21 protein-coding genes are annotated in these 22,882 nt (G+C 46.5%); 18 read left to right on the forward strand and 3 right to left on the reverse strand.

Annotated elements, in window-relative coordinates; translation table 11 throughout:
• Nucleotides 1-98: 98 nt before the first annotated feature.
• From MKX60_RS07640 to MKX60_RS07680, 9 genes are all read left to right on the forward strand, one after another.
• A complete protein-coding gene (locus MKX60_RS07640) occupies nt 99-1,382 on the forward strand; it encodes an ArsB/NhaD family transporter (protein ID WP_341059466.1) in 1,284 nt (427 codons plus the stop codon).
• Nucleotides 1,383-1,563: 181 nt separating this feature from the next.
• Nucleotides 1,564-2,340 carry an ABC transporter ATP-binding protein gene (locus MKX60_RS07645; RefSeq protein ID WP_042191938.1) on the forward strand — a complete coding sequence of 259 codons (777 nt, stop codon included), beginning with the start codon at nt 1,564-1,566 and terminating at the stop codon, nt 2,338-2,340.
• 104 nt (nt 2,341-2,444) lie between these two features.
• Nucleotides 2,445-3,248 (forward strand): ABC transporter permease, encoded by an 804-nt coding sequence (locus MKX60_RS07650; protein WP_076300680.1) that lies wholly within the window; start codon nt 2,445-2,447, stop codon nt 3,246-3,248.
• 36 nt (nt 3,249-3,284) lie between these two features.
• Entirely contained in the window at nt 3,285-4,172 is an 888-nt protein-coding gene (locus MKX60_RS07655; RefSeq protein WP_341059467.1) for an ABC transporter permease, read from the forward strand.
• A 23-nt stretch (nt 4,173-4,195) separates the two neighbouring features.
• A complete protein-coding gene (locus MKX60_RS07660; protein WP_076285506.1) occupies nt 4,196-5,803 on the forward strand; it encodes an FAD-dependent oxidoreductase in 1,608 nt (535 codons plus the stop codon).
• Nucleotides 5,800-6,132: a 4Fe-4S dicluster domain-containing protein gene (locus MKX60_RS07665; protein ID WP_149644870.1), complete on the forward strand. Its 333-nt coding sequence runs from the start codon at nt 5,800-5,802 to the stop codon at nt 6,130-6,132. The genes MKX60_RS07660 and MKX60_RS07665 overlap by 4 nt, the downstream gene beginning before the upstream one ends.
• Nucleotides 6,133-6,180: 48 nt before the next feature.
• On the forward strand, nt 6,181-7,239 hold the full coding sequence (locus tag MKX60_RS07670; protein WP_339243516.1) for an ABC transporter substrate-binding protein: 1,059 nt from the start codon (nt 6,181-6,183) through the stop codon (nt 7,237-7,239).
• Between the two features lie 39 nt (nt 7,240-7,278).
• The gene (locus MKX60_RS07675) at nt 7,279-8,889 is read left to right on the forward strand and encodes an FAD-binding protein (protein ID WP_341059469.1); all 1,611 of its coding nucleotides are present in this window, start codon (nt 7,279-7,281) and stop codon (nt 8,887-8,889) included.
• The gene (locus MKX60_RS07680) at nt 8,886-9,227 is read left to right on the forward strand and encodes a 4Fe-4S binding protein (protein ID WP_076285502.1); all 342 of its coding nucleotides are present in this window, start codon (nt 8,886-8,888) and stop codon (nt 9,225-9,227) included. The genes MKX60_RS07675 and MKX60_RS07680 overlap by 4 nt, the downstream gene beginning before the upstream one ends.
• A gap of 205 nt (nt 9,228-9,432) precedes the next feature.
• Here the strand turns inward: MKX60_RS07680 and MKX60_RS07685 are convergent, their stop codons facing one another.
• Nucleotides 9,433-9,978 (reverse strand): glutathione peroxidase, encoded by a 546-nt coding sequence (locus tag MKX60_RS07685; RefSeq protein ID WP_042191922.1) that lies wholly within the window; start codon nt 9,976-9,978, stop codon nt 9,433-9,435.
• A 680-nt stretch (nt 9,979-10,658) separates the two neighbouring features.
• On the opposite strand from MKX60_RS07685, the gene MKX60_RS07690 reads away from it, so the two are divergent.
• The 6 genes from MKX60_RS07690 to MKX60_RS07715 all read left to right on the forward strand — a co-directional run bounded on the left by MKX60_RS07690 (nt 10,659) and on the right by MKX60_RS07715 (nt 16,962).
• On the forward strand, nt 10,659-11,735 hold the full coding sequence (locus tag MKX60_RS07690; RefSeq protein ID WP_076285501.1) for a bifunctional 3-deoxy-7-phosphoheptulonate synthase/chorismate mutase: 1,077 nt from the start codon (nt 10,659-10,661) through the stop codon (nt 11,733-11,735).
• A 192-nt stretch (nt 11,736-11,927) separates the two neighbouring features.
• Entirely contained in the window at nt 11,928-13,370 is a 1,443-nt protein-coding gene (locus tag MKX60_RS07695) for a SulP family inorganic anion transporter (RefSeq protein ID WP_445670756.1), read from the forward strand.
• Nucleotides 13,371-13,559: 189 nt separating this feature from the next.
• Nucleotides 13,560-14,042, forward strand: coding sequence for an RrF2 family transcriptional regulator (locus tag MKX60_RS07700; RefSeq protein WP_042191916.1), 483 nt, complete (start codon nt 13,560-13,562; stop codon nt 14,040-14,042).
• 21 nt (nt 14,043-14,063) lie between these two features.
• Nucleotides 14,064-15,062, forward strand: a complete 999-nt coding sequence (locus MKX60_RS07705) for an LLM class flavin-dependent oxidoreductase (RefSeq protein ID WP_341059470.1) — start codon at nt 14,064-14,066, stop codon at nt 15,060-15,062.
• Nucleotides 15,063-15,249: 187 nt separating this feature from the next.
• Complete coding sequence (locus tag MKX60_RS07710; protein ID WP_341059471.1) at nt 15,250-16,023, forward strand: hypothetical protein; 774 nt, start codon at nt 15,250-15,252, stop codon at nt 16,021-16,023.
• 105 nt (nt 16,024-16,128) lie between these two features.
• A complete protein-coding gene (locus MKX60_RS07715) occupies nt 16,129-16,962 on the forward strand; it encodes a prohibitin family protein (protein ID WP_042191910.1) in 834 nt (277 codons plus the stop codon).
• A gap of 96 nt (nt 16,963-17,058) precedes the next feature.
• Here the strand turns inward: MKX60_RS07715 and MKX60_RS07720 are convergent, their stop codons facing one another.
• Together MKX60_RS07720 and MKX60_RS07725 are read right to left on the reverse strand one after the other, a co-directional pair.
• Nucleotides 17,059-18,051, reverse strand: a complete 993-nt coding sequence (locus MKX60_RS07720) for a ketoacyl-ACP synthase III (protein WP_341059472.1) — start codon at nt 18,049-18,051, stop codon at nt 17,059-17,061.
• Between the two features lie 10 nt (nt 18,052-18,061).
• Nucleotides 18,062-18,403, reverse strand: coding sequence for a hypothetical protein (locus MKX60_RS07725; RefSeq protein ID WP_042191906.1), 342 nt, complete (start codon nt 18,401-18,403; stop codon nt 18,062-18,064).
• Between the two features lie 322 nt (nt 18,404-18,725).
• On the opposite strand from MKX60_RS07725, the gene deoC reads away from it, so the two are divergent.
• From deoC to MKX60_RS07740, 3 genes are all read left to right on the forward strand, one after another.
• On the forward strand, nt 18,726-19,403 hold the full coding sequence (gene deoC, locus MKX60_RS07730; RefSeq protein WP_143759565.1) for a deoxyribose-phosphate aldolase: 678 nt from the start codon (nt 18,726-18,728) through the stop codon (nt 19,401-19,403).
• A gap of 312 nt (nt 19,404-19,715) precedes the next feature.
• A complete protein-coding gene (locus MKX60_RS07735; RefSeq protein ID WP_042131076.1) occupies nt 19,716-21,008 on the forward strand; it encodes a homocysteine synthase in 1,293 nt (430 codons plus the stop codon).
• A 210-nt stretch (nt 21,009-21,218) separates the two neighbouring features.
• Nucleotides 21,219-22,295 (forward strand): hypothetical protein, encoded by a 1,077-nt coding sequence (locus MKX60_RS07740; RefSeq protein WP_341059473.1) that lies wholly within the window; start codon nt 21,219-21,221, stop codon nt 22,293-22,295.
• Nucleotides 22,296-22,882 lie beyond the last annotated feature (587 nt).

Here is a 22,882-nt window from a genome sequence, read left to right on the forward strand (position 1 = left end):
GAATTGGACTCTAAAATCCCAGTGCGAAAAACACAAATCTAATTTATAATTAATAGGTTATAGGTTTAAAAGATTACTAAGAAGGACCGGGGGATATCATGGAACAGCAAGCGATTTGGGCGATAGGTATTTTTCTACTGATTTATGGACTGATTATTTCTGAGAAAATTCACCGTACAATCTTAGCGATGTTAGGCGCTATTGTTATGGTAGCGATGGGTATTGTGGATCAGGAGACGGCACTGCATCATATTGATTTTAATACCATCGGATTACTTGTAGGCATGATGATGATTGTAGGGATTACTGCAGAGACAGGACTTTTTAAATATGCGGCAGTGAAATCAGCAAAGCTGGCGAAAGGGAAGCCGAGAAGAATCCTGATTGCTTTGTTTGTTGTTACTGCTGTGGCTTCTGCTTTCTTGGATAATGTTACAACAGTGCTACTTATGGTGCCTGTTACCTTCAGTATTACAAGGCAACTGCGCATAAATCCGCTGCCTTTTTTGATGTCACAAATTATTGCATCTAATGTCGGTGGGACGGCAACATTGATCGGAGATCCACCGAATATTATGATCGGAAGTGCTGTGAAAGAGCTGACTTTTATGTCCTTTATCAGCAATCTAACACCTGTGATTATCATCATTATGTTAGCGTATATCCCGCTTTTACTACTGATGTTTGGTAAGCAAATTAAATCCACTCCGGAATTGCAGCAAAGTATCATGAACATGGATGAGAAGGCAATGATTACAGATCATAAGCTGTTGCGAAAATGTTTGATCGTACTTGGAATTACGATTACGGGCTTCTTTTTACATCAGGCGTTACATTTGGAGTCAGCAACGGTTGCCTTAGCGGGGGCTTTTTTACTGCTCTTATTAACTGGAGGAGAACACATGCTGGAAAAAGCTTTTCACAGCGTGGAGTGGATTACGATCTTCTTTTTTATCGGACTGTTTGTTTTGGTATCAGGACTCGTCGAGACAGGTGTCATCGCGGAGCTGGCTGCCAACGCGATTGATTTAACGGGTGGGGATGTGCTCATGAGCTCGATGATGATCTTATGGGTCAGTGCAATTGCTTCTGCGTTTCTTGATAATATTCCTTTTGTAGCAACGATGATTCCTTTGATACAGGAGATGGGGCAGATGGGGATTACCAATCTGGAGCCCCTCTGGTGGAGTCTAGCCTTGGGTGCCTGCTTGGGTGGCAATGGTACATTGATCGGTGCCAGTGCTAATCTGATTGTTGCTGGTCTAGCTGGAAAAGAGGGTTATCCGATTACATTCATGAAGTATTTGAAGGTGGGTTTCCCTTTAATGCTGCTGTCCATTGTGATCTCAAGCATATATTTATATTTAAGATATTTGATGTAAACAAGTGTGTCTGAAAAAAGTTTTATTGTTGACAGCTTTTCAAATGGATGATATTTTAAATATTATAATTCCAATTGATTTACTTTGAATAAAAATTACCGACTGTTCCTACAGAGGTATTGCGAATGTAAAAGCGCAATACCTCTGTTTTTTTGTATACAGAATTTAAGGAGGGGTCACGATGGGAGAAGCGTTGCTGTCGATTTCAAATCTAAATAAACGTTTTGAGACTACCGGAGGGCATGTTCAGGCACTGTATAATGTTGATCTCCATGTGCAAGAGGGTGAATTCATTACGGTCATCGGGCCCAGTGGCTGTGGCAAAAGCACGCTGCTGCGCATCGTGGCCGGTTTGGACAGTGGATATACGGGGAGTGTTACCTTAGGAGGGACGGAGATTGGGGGTCCCGGAATCGATAAGGGATTTATTTTTCAAGAGCATCGTCTCTTTCCTTGGCTCACCGTAGAGAAGAATATTGCTTCTGATTTGCCGCTAGGCAACAAAGAAATTAGACGCAAGGTCGATGAGTTAATTGATCTCGTCAAGTTAAATGGGTTTGAGAAATCCTATCCCCGGGAGTTATCGGGAGGGATGGCCCAGAGGGTGGCGATAGCCCGTGCGCTACTGCGAAATCCCAAAATCCTGCTGCTGGATGAACCGTTTGGTGCACTGGATGCGTTCACTAGAGCGCATATGCAGACGGTGTTACTGGACATTTGGCGGGCTAACAAAACAACCATGATTTTTGTAACGCATGATATTGATGAGGCTGTATTTCTAGGTAATCGGGTAGTGATTTTAGAACCTCGCCCCGGGAAAATACGTAAGATTGTCCCGGTTGATTTGCCGTATCCACGTAAAAAAACAACGTCTTCTTTTCAAGAGTTACGCCTGAAGGTGCTGAATTATTTTGAAAAAGTCGATGAGCTTGAGCTTATTGACGGGGCAGGAATATAAATATGTCGACCATACCAATGGAGACCTCCGAAAGTGTTCAATATTCGAGGGTCTCTTTTTGTTATTTAAAGAGATTGTAAAGCTAAAAAAGGTGGGTGCAGAGCATGACAAACCGGGCTATAGCCGTAAGAACTTCCGGACGCCCCGGAAAGGTAACAACATTTGGACTGGGCCTTCTGCTGCCGGGCACTGTACTGATTCTGTGGCAGACCCTTGGACACTATGGAATGATCTCAGAGATGCTGTTCCCGACGCCGTATACCATTGCAGAATCATTTGTAACTTTGGCTGCTTCAGGGGATTTATGGCCGAACTTTAGGATCAGCTTGGTCAGAGCCCTTGCCGGATTCCTGCTCGGTGGTGGACTTGGTCTGCTATTAGGCATTCTCGTAGGTCTGTTCCGCAGATCAGAGAAATTGCTAGATCCATCCCTGCAAATGATTCGCATGATACCAAGCTTGGCTGTAGTGCCGCTATTCATTTTATGGTTCGGGATCGGTGAGGAGTCTAAAGTGCTGTTGATTGCTAAAGGAGCATTTTTTCCGCTTTATATTAATACGTTCATGGGCATTCGCGGCGTGGATAACAAGCTGTTCGAAGTATCTCGAGTGCTTGGATTCAGCCGGTTAAAACAGGTTGTAAGACTTGTACTTCCAGCGGCATTGCCGAATATTATTCTCGGAGTGCGCCTTTCCTTGGGGCTCTCTTGGTTAGGTCTGGTAGTCGCAGAGCTGATTGCTTCCACTTCAGGCATTGGGTATATGATGTCGGACGCGCGTCAATTCGCGGATACACCTGTGGTGTTCGTGGGAATTATTATTTTTGCCATTGCAGGACTGGTGAGTGATTCTATTGTTCGCTACATTGAACGTCGGCTGCTGAGATGGCAGGACAGCTATCGCGGATAAACAGAAAACGCGCAAGAAACGAAAGGGGGATGCGCCATGAGCGATGGAGCAGAAGCTATTTTGAATAACACTACAAGAGCAAGAGAATCGCTAGATAGCAGTGATATTGCTCCTTTATCGACTAAGAAATTGGAGAAATCCGCGGTACCTATAGCATGGAAATCTCTACTGTCAGATTGGGGAACAGGCGCTATCATTCCGGTGATTACAATAGTACTTTGGCAGCTGGCAGGAAGCACCGGACTGATCTCCGCGCAGTTTCTGCCGACTCCATTGTCGATCGCCAGAGCTTTTACAGGCCTATTGGTGACTGGAGAGTTAACTCATCATCTAGGTGTCAGTATGGGGAGGGCGGGAGTTGGATTTCTTATCGGAGGTGTTCTAGGCCTTTTATTCGGAGTACTGACTGGCTTGTTTCGCAGTGTGGAATATGTGCTCGATCCTAGTGTACAGGTCCTTAGGCTTGTTCCTCATCTAGCTATAGCACCGCTGATTATTTTGTGGTTCGGATTTGGGGAGATGTCCAAAGTAGTGATCATTCTGACAGGGTCATTCTTTCCACTCTATATTAATACGTTTATGGGCATCCGCAATGTGGACAATAAGCTGTTTGAGGTGTCCCGGGTGTTAGGCTTTAGTCCTTACCAAAAGCTGCGCAGGCTGATATTGCCGGCAGCATTACCCGGGATTTTGTTAGGATTGCGGCTGTCATTGGCTGTAGCATGGATCGGTCTTGTTGTAGCTGAACTCATTGGATCACAATCCGGCATTGGATTCCTGATCAATGAGGCGAAGCAGAACTCTAATACAGAGGTTGTGTTTGTAGGCATTATTATCTTTGCTATTGTCGGGAAGCTAATCGATTCTTTGTTCCGAATCATTGAACGCAAGTTCCTGTTCTGGCGCGATAGTTACGAAGGGTAAATCATTTGAGGAGGTCTTGAGCTATGAGTGGATCGATACAAAAAGGATCGTTGAATTTGGTGGCGGATGTGCTTGTTATAGGTGGAGGACCGGCAGGAACATGGGCAGCCCTTACGGCCTCAGCGAAGGGGGCGAAAGTTGTCCTCGCAGATAAAGGCTACTGCGGTTCGAGCGGTGCAACGGCCCCCTCAGGAACAGGAGTCTGGTATGTGAAGCCGGATGAGAAGCTCCGGGAGGAGGCCAAAGCAAGTCGTTATACATTGGGCGGTCAGTTGGCTGAATCCCGCTGGATGGACCGAGTGCTAGACCGTACCTATGCCAATATGAACAAACTTGGCGTTTCAGGATATCCATTCCCTGTAGATGAGCAGGGTAACCAGTATCGCAAGAGTCTTCAGGGACCGGAATATATGAAATTAATGCGTAAGCTTGTGAAAAAGGCGGGCGTTAAAATTTTAGATCATAGCCCAGCCATGGAGCTCCTTGCGGATGAGCATGGCGTAGCCGGAGCGGCTGGAGTCCATACCCAGAGTGGTGAGACCTGGACAGTTCAAGCAGGGGCAGTCGTTATTGCTACTGGGGGTTGTGCCTTCCTAAGTAAGGCGCTTGGTTGCAACGTGCTTACTGGTGATGGCTATCTATTTGCAGCTGAGGCTGGGGCGAACTTGTCCGGCATGGAATTCTCCAATGCCTATGCTATCTGCCCTACGTTCTCCTCTGTAACCAAGACAGCATATTACAACTATGCCAGCTTTTATTATGAGGATGGAAGCATTGTGGAAGGGGCGGGTTCCAAGAAAGGGCGTTCAGTTATCGCTCGGAATCTGCTAGCAGGCAATCAGGTATATGCCAAGCTGGATGGAGCACCAGAAGATTTAAGACCTCTTCTGCGGGTGGCGCAGACGAATTTTTTCTTGCCCTTTGATCGACAAGGGATCGATCCTTTCAAGGATGCTTTTCCGGTTACGCTTCGTCTCGAAGGAACGGTTCGTGGGACGGGTGGTATTCATATCACGGACGAAAGCTGTGGCACAGGTGTTCCCGGACTTTATGCGGCAGGAGATGCAGCTACCCGTGAGCTAATTTGCGGGGGATTTACTGGTGGTGGCAGCCATAATGCGGCTTGGGCTATGTCATCCGGCAGTTTTGCAGGAGAAGGGGCTGCTGTCTATGCGCAGAGCCTTGGCTCGAATGCAGCGTACCGTAATCCAGTCGGCTTATCATCTTCTCCACTGGTTCATCAAGAAGTGAAGCCTGGAGTATCAGCTCATACGTCAGAGGTTGTGTCTGCTGTGCAGGCTGAAGTGAAGCCGTATGACATTAATTTATTCCGTACGGATAAAGGGCTGACCTCTTCATTAGGTCGTCTGGATGAATTGTGGAAAGATCAGCGTAGCCGTGAGATTCAGCGTACACCTGAAGGGGTTAAAGCGCGTGAAGCTGAAGCCATGACTGCAACCGCCCGCTGGATGTACAATTCCGCGCTTGCCCGTACGGAGACGAGGGGCATGCATAAGCGTGAAGATTTTAAGGGAACGGATCAAGAACAGCATCATCGCTTGATTAGCGGTGGATTGGATCAGGTATGGGTGAAGACAGAAGCCGTGGCCAAGGAGGGTGTTCTATCATGATTGAAGTGATCAGCGCTGCCAGATGTGTAGAGTGCAACCAATGTGTATCGGTCTGCCCGACCAATGTCTTCGAACGGGTAGAGGATGGCATTCCTGTTATTGCCCGGCAGAGCGATTGCCAGACTTGCTTTATGTGTGAGCTGTATTGTCCTGTGGATGCTCTCTACGTTGCGCCAGATTCAGAGAAAGTGATTGGGGTGACAGAGGCAGGGCTTCAAGAGCAGGGATTACTTGGTGGTTATCGTGAAAAGGTAGGCTGGGGCAAAGGCAGACAACCGGTAGCAAGTCATGAGTTTATGTACAAATTGGCGTCGAGGGCAGGGTTCTGACCTTGATTAAGATTAAGATAAATAACATAAATCTAGGGGGAGAAAGAAATGAAACCAGCGTACAGAGAGATTCAAGGGAAACGTTCTAAAAGGATACGATTTGCACTTTTAACTACGATTATGATGGTTATGCTGGTTCTTCAGGCTTGCGGAAATAACGCTGGAGGAAATGGAGCATCTGCATCCGGCGGCTCTAGTACAGAGAAATCTGGAGGCAAAGCCGAAAGTAACGTTCCAGCGGTACTGAACTTTGGTTTTATAGGCTCTAATAAGCTGAATGTGCCAGGTGGCGCGGAGGGCTGGGGCTTTTATAAAGGGATCATTCAAGAAGAGTTGAAGAAATATGGCATTACTGAAGTGAAGCTTACGGGCTTTCCAAACGGCCCTGATCAGACAGAATCCTTAATTAGTGGTCGATTAGATATCGGCAGCCTTGGGGATACACCTGCTATTATTGCTTATGCTTCTGGCGCCAAGACACGTCTGATTTCACAATCCTCAGCCAACACTATCGGTTATCTAATCGGTAAGAAGGATGGACCAAAGACGGTGAAGGATCTGCAAGGGAAGACTATTGCCATTCAAAAAGGCTCTTTCATGCACCGCTATGTGGTTGGGTTACTTCAGGAGGAAGGCGTAACTGACTATAAACTCGTGCATATGCTCATTCCGGATGCTACCGCAGCTTTGGCCCGTGGAGATGTAGATGCTACGACTAATTTGGGTGTACCTGCGCTGAAGTTAATTGACCAAGGTTACACTCACTTAGACGATGCCTCGAAGCATCCGAACTTGCTCGGCACTAGTGCAACTGTCGTGTCCGAGGACTATCTGGCGAAATTCCCTGACTTTCCGAAGGCGTGGAACGAAGCCCGTGAGAAAGCCTTGGCGGATTTGAAACAACACGAGGATGAATATTATCAATTTTTGGCTGAAATCGGAGATACAACGCCAGAGCTGGCGAAGCAAGTAAATCCAATTAGTGATATCAAAGATACCGCGTTCACTGACGAAGGAACCAAGCTACTGGAGGGTACCAAGAACTTCCTTGTCGAAGAAAAATTAGCGAAAAAAGACTTCAATATTAGCGATTGGCAGCTGAAATAACAATTGCTTGGAAAGCGCAAATGCTTGGGAGGAAAAGATATGTCGCAGCTTAAGAAGGAAATGACAGTGGATGTGCTCGTGCTTGGCGGAGGTCCCGCAGGAGCTTGGGCGGCATGGAGTGCAGCGTCGCAAGGAGCAAAAGTAGTCCTGGCCGATAAGGGCTACTTGGGCACAAGCGGCGCCACTGCTCCGGGCGGTACAACGCTGCTCGTTATCCCTCCAATTGCCGAGCTGCGTGAGCAGGCGGTTCAATCCAGACTAAAATCTGGTGGATATCTGTCGGAGAATGCTTGGATTCACCGCGTGCTGGATCAGGTAGAGCAGAATCTGGCTCTAGTCGAGCAGTGGGGTTATCCTTTTCCGAAGGATGATGAAGGTAACTCACTGCGTACACATCTGCATGGACCAGAGTACATGCGGATTATGCGAAGAGTTGTCCGCAAAGTGGGGGTCACGATCCTCGATCAGTCGCCAGCGCTAGAGCTTCTTCATGATGAACATGGGGTTGGCGGGGCACGTGGGATTAACCGTCTGACAGGGGAGTCTTGGGAAGTGAAGGCCAATGCCGTTGTGATGGCAACCGGAGGCTGTGCTTTTCTCAGCAAAGGTCTTGGCTGCAATGTACTGACAGGAGAAGGGCTGTTGATGTCCGCTGAGGTGGGAGCCGATTTGTCAGGCATGGAATTCAGCCGCCAATACGCTCCGAGCTTTGCAGATGGAACTGTAACACGTGGCCGTATGCTAGCTTGGGCAACGCTTTATGATGCGGACGGTCATCCGCTGCATAAAGGGGATCGGACCTTTGGCAGCATCCCTGAAATGATGCTCAAGGGGCCGGTTTATGCTTCGCTCGATCTGGCAGATACAGCGGAGAAACAGGATTTTCTGCGAAAAGCGCATCCGATTTTCTTTATGCCGCTGGAGCGGGCGGGAATTGATGCGTTTAAGCAGAAATTCCCGCTCACCCTGCGCTATGAGGGAACCATGCGCGGCACTGGGGGTCTGCGCCTTACGGGCACGGACTGCCGGACGACCGTGCCCGGACTCTATGCGGCCGGAGATGCCGCATCTCGCGAGAAAGTGACCGGCGCCATCTCCGGCGGCGGGGCTTATAACGCTTCCTGGGCCATATGCAGCGGAAGCTGGGCAGGCCAGGGAGCCGCGCAGCATGCGCGGTCCTGCCGAGGGCAGGCGAACAGCCGCAATCTGACCGCAGCGGGACGCTACGGTTTGGCGGCTGGCGCCGACACCTCGGAAACGCTGGAGGTGAAGCCGCTAGTCGCGGCGATCCAGCGTGAAATCTTACCGCTGCAGATTAATTATTTCCGCAGCGAACCGGGCATTTCTTCAGCCTTGAAGCGGCTGAATGCCTTGATGCCCTTGTTGAACGGGCGCGTTCCCGCCACCGTACAGGGCATCGTGCAAGCACGCGAAGCCGCGGCTATGCTCGCGGTTGGTAGATGGATGTACACCGCCGCGCTGGCCCGGAAGGAGACGCGCGGCCTGCAAAAGCTCGCGGAATATCCGGAGCTTGATCCGCGTCAAACCCACCGACTGATTGTATCCGGTATAGAGCAAATAAGCATCGGTACCGAGGCTGTGCCCCATGCTCATGAACTGAATCTACTAAAGGAGGGGCAGGCGATATGATCGAACTAATCAGCGTGGAACGCTGCGTGGGTTGTAAACTGTGTACGAAAGTATGTCCGACAAACGTATTCGAAATGCAGGGGAAGATTCCGGTTATTGCGCGTCAGGAAGATTGCCAGACTTGTTTTATGTGTGAAGCTTATTGCCCTGTAGATGCACTTTATGTAGCGCCACAGGCAGATCAACTGATCGGTGTAAATGAGGAGGCGCTAATCCAGACAGGGTTGCTAGGGAGCTGGCGGGCTGAGATCGGCTGGGGACCGGGCGCTAATGGCTCAATGGCTGAAAGGGATACCACCCCTTATTTTGAAGTGTTTACCGAGCAGTACCGTACGTGAAAAAGCCGCCCAGAGTTGGAGTCTGGGCGGCTTATTGTTGTATAGAAATTCAATCTATGTAGGCCTTTGTCCCGGGATTTCCACCGCGAAGAGCGGTTTCAATCAAGAAATCTGGGGACAACAGCGGCCGGAAGTCCAATTATTCACCGCAGTGACTACTGTGCTTTAAGTTGATATCATTAGTTCGGTATATATCTAAAAAAAACTATAGCAGTGCTTCGATCGCTGGCTCAATATCCAGCGGATCCACAGTAGATTCGAATCTTGTAATTACATTGCCTTCGCGATCAATTAGAAATTTAGTAAAGTTCCATTTGATTTCGTCATTGTTCAGTGCTTCCGGATCTTTGCTCTCAAGCATGCTTTGAAGCAGCTTTCCTGAAGAATGGTTCATGTCGAAGCCTTCAAATCCAGCCTGCTCAGTAAGGTGAGTGAAGAGGGGATGTTTATTTTCGCCCTTTACTTCAACTTTCTCAAAGAGAGGGAACGTAACGCCGTAATTGATTTGGCAAAATACATTCACTTCTTCATTGCTGCCAGGTTCCTGTTCCCCAAACTGATTGGAAGGGAAACCGAGAATTTGGAAGCCACGATCTTCGTATCGCTCATAGAGCTTTTGCAGGTCGGAGTATTGGTGGGTAAACCCACACTTACTTGCTGTATTCACAATCAAAAGTACTTTACCTTTGTATTCCTCTAGTTCGATCTCTTTTCCTCGAATACTGCGTGCTGTATATGGATAAATGCTCATGCTGCTACATCCCTTCAGTTATGTATTGTCAACGCTAAAGCTGCCAGTGAATAAGAACAGGAAATATTTTCAATGATTTAATTGTAAATAATCAAAATATCGCTGTCAACTTCATACATAGAAAGGGATTGGAACCTTTTAATCAGTGGCAGAATAGTATGGGTATGGGTTATTTCATACTTCAAAGCCTATTCTAGCGAGTTGTTATAAGAATAATTGTATCTCATATGATTTTATTGCGTTAAAGCTACTCAGCGTTCCATTATTATCTTGCATCGGAAACATTTTTTGATTAAGATAGCAGAAACCAGCGCAAAAGACGCGCTGACATAAATAAGACTATGACGAAGAGAGTAAGCATTATAGCGGATCTTAACAGGGAAGGTGTGCCGGAGACTGAGAGCACCCTCATGAGACGATTAATGCCGAAGTTCACTTCCGAGTCGGCCCCTGAAGTAGTTTGTCACAGGTCGTGACAGGTATGAGTAGGGAGGCCCGCGCCCCGCGTTACCGGGTTTAAGATAGAGTTAATCTTTAGTCGAGGGAATCCGATTTTCTATTCCTTTGTGCTAGTTTAAGGGTTAATTCTAAATAAGGGTGGTACCACGGCTCCTCGTCCCTTGCGACGGGGGGCCTTTTTGCGTTTCAAATTATAAATAAGAAGAGGGAGTGGAAGGGTAATGAGTAACGTAGAATTGGATGTTCTTAGAGGTCGTCTGGATGAAATTAATGGGCAATTGCTGGAGCTGATCTCCGAGCGGGCTAAAATTGTGCAGGAGATTGGAGTAGTTAAAGAAAAGCAAGGTGTGCCTAAATTCGATCCAGAACGTGAAAAGAAAATGCTGGATCAGCTCGTAGCGAGCAACAAAGGACCTTTCACTAACGGAACCATCCGCAGCCTCTTCAAACAAATTTTTTCAGCATCTCTGGACTTACAATCCGATGAACATAAAAAAACTTTACTAGTAGCGCGTAAGAGTCACAAAGAAGACACTGTGATTGTTCTGCCGGGAGATGTTACTGTTGGCGGTCCTTCTTCACTGATGGTAGCTGGTCCTTGCTCTGTGGAAAGTGAACTACAGACCCGCACCGTAGCTGCAGCCCTGCAAAAAGCTGGTGTACGTGTTATGCGTGGAGGTGCCTTCAAGCCGCGGACTTCTCCTTATGATTTCCAAGGTCTAGGTATGGACGGCCTAAGAATATTACGTGAAGCAGCAAATGATTATGGTCTGCTGACCATCAGTGAAATTGTAGATCCAAGACATATTGAAGAGTCCTTAGATTATGTAGATATTATCCAGATCGGTGCACGGAACATGCATAATTTTGAGCTGCTTAAAGCGGTCGGAGAAGTCAATAAGCCTGTGCTTCTGAAACGCGGATTGGCTGCTACGCTCGATGAATTCATACATGCAGCGGAATACATCATGTCTCGTGGTAATACACAAATCATGTTGATTGAACGCGGAATTCGTACGTATGAAAAAGCGACCCGCAACACGCTCGATATCTCAGCAGTGCCTATTCTTAAGCAGGAATGCCATCTGCCAGTATTGGTCGATGTTACTCACTCCACAGGACGCAAAGATATTCTTATCCCTTGTGCAAAAGCCGCACTCGCAGCCGGAGCTGATGGTATTATGGTCGAGGTTCATCCTGATCCTGCAACTGCGTTGTCCGATGCTGCGCAGCAGCTGAATATTGATGAGTTCAACAACTTCTTTAATGAAGTGAAAGCTTCCGGACTATACCGGTAATCTAGAAATATAGAATTTGAATGATATTTCAAGGATTGGCTAGAAAATGAGGTGAATAAGCGCTTACAAGTCTATCTAATCTTTTTGTGAAGGTGAAGGCGGGTCGAGTACAATAAGGAACATTAGCGTTGCACCGGCCCCGGGTCTTTTTGAAAAGGCCTATATACCTTATTAGTCACAGGAGGAAATTAGATTTTGAAGCAGCTTACCTTAAATAATGGGTGGTTTTCTAACACTCGAACCGATATTTTATCGGGGATGACCGTAGCCGTTGCACTGATTCCTGAAGCGATCGCTTTTTCGATCTTGGCGGGAGTAAGTCCGATGGTTGGTTTATATGCCTCTTTTTGTATTGCAATTGTAACCGCACTTGCCGGAGGCAGACCCGGAATGATCTCGGCGGCTACAGGGGCTATGGCCCTATTAGTCGGAAGTCTCGTACTAGAGCATGGAATAGAGTATCTGTTCGCGGCAACTGTACTGGCTGGTGTGTTTCAGATATTGATGGGGATGCTAAAGCTGGGCCGATTCATCACTTTTTTGCCACAGCCGGTCATGACGGGGTTTGTCAACGCGCTGGCGATACTGATTTTCATGGCGCAGCTTACCCATTTTAAGGGACAAGGCTGGATGATGTATGGACTGGTAGCTCTGACATTACTTATTATCTATACGGTTCCTCGGTTTACCAAAGCCGTACCCTCAGCGCTTGTAGCGATTGTTATCGTTTCTATTCTTAGCATCGCTCTTCATCTGGACGTAAGAACCGTAGGGGATATGGGGAATATTACAGCAAGTTTGCCACTATTCCATTTACCGCAGATCCCGTTCACGCTGGATACGCTGCTTATTATTTTGCCATATTCACTCTCGCTGGCCGTAGTTGGGTTATTGGAATCACTGATGACTGCCACCTTAATAGACGATATTACGGGCACAGGGAGTGATAAGAACAGAGAGGCGAAGGGACAGGGGCTGGCGAATGTAGTCACTGGTTTTTTCGGAGGGATGGCAGGCTGTGCGATGATTGGCCAGTCAATGGTTAACATGAAGTCAGGAGGACGCACGCGTCTGTCCACGTTTGTATCAGGGATCTTTTTATTGTTCCTAATTATCGTACTTGGCGATGTGGTTAAGCAGATTCCGATGGGCGCGCTCGTTGGCGTAATGATAATGGTCTGTATCAGCACCTTTGAATGGGGCTCGCTTAAATCTCTAACCCGTGTTCCGCTTAGCGATGCGTTGGTTATGATTGTGACGTTGGTCACCGTGGTGGCTACAGACAATCTTTCTATTGGCGTTTTGTTTGGGGTTCTGCTAAGTGCTTTAACGTTTGCTTGGAAAATAGCTTCGATCCGCCTAACAGTTCAGGAAGCTGCTTCTTCCAAAACATATGCGGTTACCGGCCAGCTGTTCTTCGGCACGACAAGCCACTTCATTCATGAATTCGCCTACGATAGCGATCCGGATCATATTATTATCGATTTTTCACACTCCCATGTGTGGGACCAATCAGCAGTTCATGCCATAGCGAAGACGATGAGCAAATACGCCGAGCGTGGCAAAAAAGTCACCATTACCGGACTTAATGATCAGAGCTCACAGCTGGTTCAGCGGGTGGGATTATCCATATGAAAAAAGATTGCGCTATATGCGCGATCTTTTTTTTATAGCAGATATTAACTGTAAGAGTAGACGAGCAGGGTTTTACTTTTGGTGCAAACTGCTATAAAGTATAAAGTGGATAATGTTTATCCGCTTTATACTCGGGTGATATAGTCTACAGTTTGTATTAAGCAATTTACGTAGATTGAGGTGCTGTACATGCATATGAAAACAGGGGTAGAACAGTCAGTGTATGCACTGGTTCTGCTTAACATGCTGCCGGACAAGGCGGTGTTGTCTGGAGAAGCGATTAGCCAGCAGCTCGGAGCATCGGCGACCTATTTTCAGAAACTGTTAAGAAAGCTGGTAACCGCAGACATCATCACGTCTGTTCCCGGCATTAAAGGTGGCTTTAAATTAAAGAAGAGACCTGAAGATATTCGTGTATATGACGTTTACCTTGCGGTGGAAGGACAGCAGTCGCTGTATTCATCCAATGGTATTTTGGTAGACATGTTGGATTTAGAGAAAGAAGATAGCTGCTGCCTGTTAACCAATCTGATGGAAGAAGCTGAATCCTCTTGGAAAGCTGTATTAAAGCGGGAGACTATTGCTTCGTTGTCGGAGGAAATGCGTGGTGAACGCTTTAAAGATAAGATTGCAGCCTTAGAGGAATGGATCAGCAATAAAATGGTCATCTGACCAAAGAAGGGATGTATTCGCATGAGATTAAGCGTATTGGATCAGGCACCCGTGACAAGTGGTAACACAGCGGAAGGTGCTCTGAATAAAGCAGAAGAACTAGCTATTTTAGCAGATGAGTTGGGATATAGCAGAATGTGGATGGCTGAGCACCATGGCGGAAATACATTTGCTAGCTCGGCTCCGGAAGTAACGGCAGCCCGTTTAGCCGCTAAGACCAACCGTATTCGAATCGGCACCGGCGGTGTAATGATGATGCATTATTCTCCACTTAAGCTGGCGGAAGTATTTAAAACGTTAAGTGCTTTTTCCCCGGGGAGAATTGATTTCGGTGTGGGACGAGCTCCTGGTGGCGATACAAGTGCCATGTACGCTCTGTCTGAAGGCCGCGAGTTAATGCTGCATAACATGTATGATAAGCTTGGCATTACTATGCAGCTGCTTAGTGATCAGATTCCGGAAAATGAGTTATATGCCAAAAATCTTGCCGCTCCAACGAAGGTGGCGCTCCCTGAGGTATGGTTGTTAGGCTCGAGCGGCAACAGTGCGCGAAAAGCAGCACAGATGGGAGTCGGATACTCCTTTGCGCAATTTTTTAATGGTGCGATGAGTAATGAGATTTTGGATCAATATCGGAATAACTACCAGCCTTCTATCTTCATGGACAAACCTGAGATTAGTGTATCCTATATGGTAACCACAGCAGAAACGAAGGAAGAAGCTGAGTATGAGGCATTACCGCAGGATATTTTTCGGTTGATGATGAGCAAGGGCAGAATTACTCAGGTGCTGACACCAGAAGAAGCTCAGAACATATCGTTATCGGAAATTGACCGGATGTCAATCAAGGAAAGCCGTAAGATTCATTTGGTTGGTGCGGTTAAAGACATCGCCGTACGCTTGCAAGAAGAACAAGCTCAATATGGTTTCCAGGAAGCGATGATATGCAGCATTCCGCATTCGCAAGAGAAACGTCTAGAGGTTTACCGACTACTGGCGCGTGAACTGCTAGGTTCTTGATACTTTCCACTCAAACCCGCATTTGATGCGGGTTTTTGTATGCCCATTTAGCCTTTTGATCGACGCATGCCCTCAAAAGAAAATAAATTAACCCTCCCGCCCCCTAAAAGTAACAATTGAAATTCTAACTTCATCTATGATTAATGAAAGATTTAATTTTAAAAAGAGGATAGGAAGTGAATAGGAGATGTTTCCTTTACATAAATCCGTTACGCTGACAGTTTTGCTTCTAATGAATCTGCTGGCAGGTTGCCAACATCAGGTGGACCCATCCCCCTCTCAATCGGCTAACGATTACCACACATCAAGACCGAAGCCAACAGACACCTCTGCTAACCTCATGAAGCTGGAGTGGATGCTGGTGGATACAATCCCCGTAGTCTCTCAACTAAGTGCTCCACCTACAGGCGCTACTTTGATTACAGAGAAGAAGCTGGATAATTTCGGAGGAGTCAAAGTGAAGGTGTATACGATGGCTAGTGACGAAGACTATGTGTATGCCAAAATTTCTACTTCCAAAGGACAATACAGTCTAGGGGCGATAGGAACTTATAATTATCGTCAGCCGGAGGATATCAAGGTAGAAGTGGTGCGGATTTTTAGCGAAAAGGTGCTGAAAATCACCGGTGGACTAGGAGCAAATAACTCGCTCACTAACTATTATTTAATAGACGAGAGTGGTAACCCCTCGGGATTGCTGCAGATAGATACCGGACATTCCAAAGAGCTGGATGTTGATGGGGATGGATCTATTGAGGGTGTAGCCGCGCATGGAAATCCGATGAGTGCCTACATTTACCGCTGGAATGTTGATCACGCTGAGGTAACTTACGTTAATGATGCTTTAAAGGCGGACTCCGTAGTGCTAACGGATGAAGGAATATATGAAGCTTTTAATATCGGGGACAAGCAGAGCAAAAGATTCCGATTGACCCTAGAAGGACTGATCCCAGAGCGGTAACGCCATGACCACTGCTGCTGAAATATTTCCTGCGACCAATTCCCTCAAACCTCCGTATAGACGATTAAGCTTGAATGATTATCCATAATCTAGGAGGGGTATTGGATGAATATGCAAATGAATCCGAAATTGAAACAGCTGCGACCGGGGAAAATAGTTAGTGGTGTTGCAGCGGTGCTCATTGTATTGTTGATTGGCGCGAACTCTTTTGTATCTGTGGAATATGGGCATGTAGGTTTGTACAAAACCTTTGGTAAATTAAATGACAATACGTTGTCACCTGGCATTCATTTTAAAGTTCCGTTTATTCAGACGGTGATTCAAGTCAATACGCAGGTAACGAAAGCGGAGACCGATACTTCAGCCTCTTCAAAAGATCTTCAGCCCGTATCCACACATGTAGCGGTGAACTATTCCGTAAATAAGGCTTCTGCCTTTAATCTGATGAACAATATCGGAGGTAATTTTGATAATGTAATTATCAATCCGGCCATTCAAGAAATCGTTAAAGAAGTGACAGCCAAATATCCAGCAGAGGATTTGATTACACGCCGTGATGTAGTGTCGAGTGAGATCAGTGAGCACTTAACCGCTAGGCTGGCAAAATATGATCTGATCGTCAACGATATTAACATTGTTAACTTTAAATTCTCTGAGGCGTTTAACCAGTCGATTGAAGCGAAGCAGGTCGCCCAGCAGCAGGCGCTGAAAGCCGAAAATGATCTCCGGCGGATTGAGATTGAAGCGAAGCAAAAGATCGCCCAGGCGCAAGCTGAAGCCGAATCTTTAAGACTTAAGAAGCAAGAGGTTACGCCTGAGCTGGTGCAGCTGAAGCAAATAGAGGTTCAGGAGAAAGCGCTGGAAAAATGGAACGGCGTGCTGCCATCTGTAACAGGGGGAGCCACTCCATTTGTGGATGTTCAATCCCTGACTAAATAATTCATTATTGGATTTCTGATTTATATCACAAATTGCTAACATCTGCTCCTCTGATGGGAAAGCCCTACTTCTATAGAAGTAGGGCTTTTTATGCTATTAATATTGATAAAGCATTGTAGGAATTTGCCAACCAGCACCAACCGACCAGAAGAAGACATAATCGCCACGTTTGATTCGTCCGTCTTCGACTCCGCGTTGAAAGGCGATAAAAGGACTGCTTGTAGCCGTATACCCGAACTCGTCGCCTACATAGATGAATTTCTCATCAGTAAGTCCAAGACCCTCTTGGATGAGTTCGATATTTTTGAGAGAGAATTGTGAAAGGCAGAAGGCAGATATATCATCTGTAGTCAGGCCGTTTCTTGAGAGAAGCTCTTTCATGTCTGCAACCGCCGCATTTACACAAACAGTACCGTCAAAGGGTGTCCATCGTATCCGAATTTGCTCAGGTGTAATGTCCTCGTGATAAATATTCGATAAACCGCAAGCAGGGAACATAATATTCTCAGATCCCTCAGAATCAGTGTAATAAAGGGAGTCAATGAAGCCTGATTGCTCGCTACTTCGTTCCAGAATGACAGCTGCTGCGGCATCCCCGAAGTTAGGGTAAGTAATTTCATCATCCGTATTGCAGTGCACTGAGCTATAGTCGCTTCCCACGACGAGTGCGTACCGGATACTAGGATTAGCTTGCATATAACGACTTGTCTGCTCTACAGCAGACACCATTCCTGCACAGTTGGCATTGGAATCTTGCGTAATGGTCCGATGTTTACCTTGTAGCATGCGGTGCAGCAGGAGTGCGTTGGTAGGATAGGTATATTCCGGTGTCTGTGAAGCGAACATGATCATATCCATATCTTCACCTTGTAAATTGGCTTCTTGTAGCGCTTTTTGGGCGGCCTTGAGTCCCATCGTTAGGGCATTTTCATCCTTATCGTTTACGATGTATCTCCGGTCACGACCCATGACTTCTAGGAATCGCTTAATGTCCTTGCCCATACTCTGGAAATGCTCCAGATAATAATGATTAGATACGACATGTTCCGGATGGTAATAAGCGGCTTGGCGGATGGTTATATGTCCCAAATGAAACCTCCTATGCTTCAATAATTTCGTAATTTTCTAATTTCGTTGCCCGGGCTACTCGGCTTAGCTGCATTTTTAGGACAGGGCTTTTGGCAATAATGAAGGTTACTTTTTTAAATCCTGATTCTTTATACAGTATGTAGCATTGCTCAAGCATAGGAAGAGTGTCGGGCGAGGATACGTTTAATGTCTTGCAATCTAAAATGATCTCATATTGTGCTGGGTCAAATGTACTTACGATTTGGTTGTACTCCTGAATGAAGCGCCCGGCGTCCTCCGGTGACATAGAACCTTCTACTTGTACATTCAGTTTTTGGGCTGCAGCGTTTGAGGTGAAATTAAAGTTTCCCATTTTAAATCGATCTCCTCCTAAATATGATGAAAGAAAAATTTAAATAAATAGGCTAAAAAACCCATTTATATAGATATTATCGTATTTTTTAATGGGAAAGTTTAGGGGGATTATCCTTTATATTTTAAAAAATACAAGAAGGTATAAAATTAACTTGAAAAGATAATTTAGTAAATAATGACCTTCTCTAAGTGTATTTATATGAGTTAATCGAGGTTAGGGTGGGTCTGATCGTCCAGTCGACTTTGCAAAGCAGAGTTCTATTGGTATGATTACAGAGATGAAAAAAATTCACTATCCAAATCATGGAGGAATGACAAAAATGAGCGAAATTACACTATCGCGGATCATTGATCATACACTGCTTAAAGCAGATGCACGGAAAGAAGATATCGTTAAATTGGCAGAGGAAGCAAAAGCATATAAGTTTGCTTCAGTCTGCGTAAACCCTGCTTGGGTAGCTACTGCCCATGAAGTGTTGAAGGATACGCCTGAGGTTAAAGTCTGCACAGTTATCGGCTTCCCGCTCGGATCCTCGACAACAGAGACCAAAGCATTTGAGACTACCAATGCTATCGCTAATGGTGCAGGTGAAGTGGATATGGTCATCAACATCGGAGCGCTGAAAGATGGTAACAATGAGTTGGTTAAACGTGATATTGCAGCAGTTGTAGACGCAGCTCGCGGCAAAGCACTGACTAAGGTCATTATCGAGACCTGTTTATTAACGGAAGAAGAAAAGGTTCGTGCCTGCAAGCTTTCTGTTGAAGCTGGAGCAGACTTCGTAAAAACATCCACAGGATTCTCTACAGGTGGGGCAACGAAGGAAGATATCGCGCTGATGCGTGCAACGGTTGGACCTAATGTGGGTGTGAAGGCTTCCGGTGGTGTTCGTAGTGCAGAAGATGCACATGTAATGGTACAAGCTGGTGCAAGCCGTATTGGTACCAGCGGCGGTGTAGCTATTGCTAAGGGTGAAACAAGCCAAAGCAATTACTAAAAGAAGATAAGTAAAATGGTAGCGGTGAGATGAGGTGGATAAGCTTTATCCGCCGCTATTCTATTTTTTATTGCGTAGATGTTCTGTGTCAGGTACATATGGTTATACACGTTTCTTCGGCTTAAAAATTTTTATTGAAAGCGTTATCTGAGGTTCATCGGACATGCTTTCCTTCGAATAAATCAAAATATAATAATTCGCACCGGAATAATAAGATTTTTTTCTTTTCAAATGATGTCGTTTATGAGAGAATGGGTACAATTATTCTTTGTTAAAGATTTCTATTCTTATTTATAAAGGGAGGAAATACCTATGTCAGAAGACCGTAAGCTGTCATTTGAAACTTTGACTGTTCATGCAGGCCAGGAAATTGATCCAACTACTTTCGCACGTGCTGTACCGCTTTATCAGACCACGTCTTATGGATTCCGTGATGCTGATCATGCAGCGGATCTGTTTGCGCTCAAAGAATTCGGTAATATTTACACTCGGCTGATGAATCCGACTACAGATGTATTTGAACAGCGTTTGGCAGCACTAGAAGGTGGAGCAGGTGCACTTGCTACAGCTTCCGGGGCAGCGGCTATTTCTTTCTCCATTCTAAATATTGCGGGCGCTGGGGATGAAATTGTATCTGCGGCAAGCCTATACGGTGGAACTTATAATCTTTTTTCTACAACGCTGCCTAAGCTTGGCATTAAGGTGCATTTTGTGGATTCGGATAATCCAGAGAACTTCCGTGCTGCGATTAATGATAAAACCAAAGCTTTGTATGCAGAAACCATTGGTAACCCACAGGGGAATGTACTAGATATTGAAGCCGTTGCAGCGATCGCACACGAACATGGAATTCCTCTTATTGTAGATAATACGTTCCCAAGTCCATATTTACTGCGTCCGATTGAGCATGGAGCTGACATCGTTGTTCATTCGGCAACTAAATTCATCGGCGGGCATGGTACATCTATCGGTGGAATTATTGTGGACGGTGGTAAGTTCGATTGGAAGGCAAGCGGTAAGTTCCCAGGACTTACAGAGCCTGATCCAAGTTATCATGGCGTTGTTTATACGGAAGCTGTTGGACCGATAGCTTATATTATCAAAGCCCGCGTTCAATTACTTCGCGATTTAGGTGCTTCTATTTCACCATTTAACTCTTGGATGCTGTTGCAAGGGCTCGAAACACTCCATTTGCGGATGGAACGTCACAGCCAGAATGCACTAAAGGTTGCGCAATATTTGGAGGCACACGCAGATGTAGAATGGGTAAGTTATTCTGGACTTCCTACTCATCCATCTCATGAATTAGCACAAAAGTATTTACCTAAAGGCCAAGGAGCGATCCTTACCTTCGGTATTAAAGGTGGAAGTGCTGCAGGACGCAAGCTGATTGAAAATGTGAAGCTGTTCTCGCATTTGGCGAATGTCGGTGACTCCAAGTCATTGATTATCCACCCTGCAAGCACAACACATGCACAGCTGTCGGATGAAGAGCAAACCACAGCAGGAGTAACTCCGGAATTGCTCCGCTTATCGATTGGTACGGAATCTATTGATGATATTATTTATGATCTGGAACAGGCCATTGCCGCCAGTCAACAATAGAACAATGAAGTTCAAGGAAGGCATCTGCTGCTATGCGGCGATGCCTTTTTTTGTGATTTAATAAGGCTAATTATTCATATGATTTGGCAACGCTTGCATATTTCATGGGAGGTTCCCGTATTTATAAGTGTGGTAATAAGATGTCGGTGGCATGATGTTTATTTACTAGGCGTACCGGCAGCAATCCAAAGATAAAGGGTGGGTGCGAAGATGAAGGGTGAACGTCAGCAGGATGGTTTTCGGAGTAGTGAAGAGCGCCCGTTCAAGTTCATGTATAAGGCCGGTGATCGGGCTGTTGGGATGGAAATGAGTCAAGCCGGATCCGTTGCCTCCGCTGCCGCAGAATTTATCACCGGAGTAGAGCAGAAGGATGTCGTAGAACCTTTGAACCGTTCTTATTTTAAGCGCCCTGGAGAACAGTCGGCTTTCTTAGTGCTGCGTGAAGGACGAGAAGAACGTGAAGAGCGCCCTACTGCAAGAGAAGGAACAAGATCCGTTCAAGCTGGACCTTGTCTGATACGAAGTGAGGAATGGCTGCTTGAACCTGAATTGTTCTGTCTTTATGAGAACTGGTTATCCAGTGAAGATGAGCTGCAGGCTAATCGAATGCTGCAGCGGATTTATTATCGATTGCAGGCAGCGACCACAGCGCTGCTGGAATCGCCGGATGGTGAATGGGCAGCGCTCACCCTGCTGCATCCAGAGGAGCTTGCGGCGCAGCCCGCAAAGCTCACCGCGCTTCAGGACGCGCAGCTCGAAGCGCTTTTTACTGCGGTGGCGGAGAGCCAGCGTCAAGGCGGCGATTGCCGCCTTGACCTGCTGGTCGCCTACACCGCAAGCGGAGCCGAATTCGCGGCAAAGCGCGAATTCATCGAGGTCGTGGCCGATCAGACACTCGGCCACGCTTATGCGGCGGCGTGCCGCATCGGGGCGCTGATCGCGCCCGATGTGGAGCCCTCCGCCGCCGCGGAAATCGCGCGCATCGCCGATTTCCTAGTGCTCGACGGCGCGGCGAGCGAGCTCGCGCCGGAAGGGGCCGCCGCAGAGGGCTTCGCCCTGGCGGCGGGGGAGATCCTTGCCGCCGTGCGGAGCGTGAAGCCGGCGGCGGTAGTTCTCGCCGCGGGGACTCCGGCGGCGTCGGCTTTGGCCGATCTGTATCAGATCGGCCTCAGCGGGATCTTTTGCAGCGCAGGTCAGCGGACCGAAGCGCTGCTTAGAGCAGCCTGTCTGATCTGGATCGCCAGGCAGCAGGAAACACTGGATACTGCCGCCGGTGGAAGGCAGTAGGACAACAACGAAGCGGCTGTCACATAAGCCGCTTTCTCTTCTAAATAAGACGATCCGTTTCATTTAGAATCGATAAAAAGACAAAAGAGCAGTGATTCTGCCGTTATTGGAGAATCACTGCTCTTCGTTATTGAATGATCACTGTAATTTATTGTTGGGAGATCTTCTTCAACAGAGCTTTTAGATAAAATTCGCCACTAAACGGGCAGCTAACACATATTCTGAAATAAATGGCGTTTAGCTGAATAGATAGGCTTTACTTTTTAATTCCTGGTGGTATGATTAAAATATAAGTTGCACTAAGGAAATATAGTTGTACTATTGCAACAATGATTATCATTCTCACTACCTATAGTTATCAATCATGCTGTCCCGGCTAAGCCGGGGCAGCATGTGTCATTTTAGGGGTCTTAATAATGGCTCTCATTCTCACTTGGCAGAAGCAAAACTCCACAAAACAGAGCGTATGCTCACGAACTAAGTTTTGTTTCGAAGAAAAACCAATGAAGTTAGGCTCCACAAAACAAAGCGTATGCTCACGAAGCAAGTTTTGTTTCGAAGAGAAACCAATGAAGTTATCCTACAAA

Source organism: Paenibacillus sp. FSL R5-0914 (genome assembly GCF_038004525.1).
Taxonomy (GTDB): domain Bacteria; phylum Bacillota; class Bacilli; order Paenibacillales; family Paenibacillaceae; genus Paenibacillus_AQ.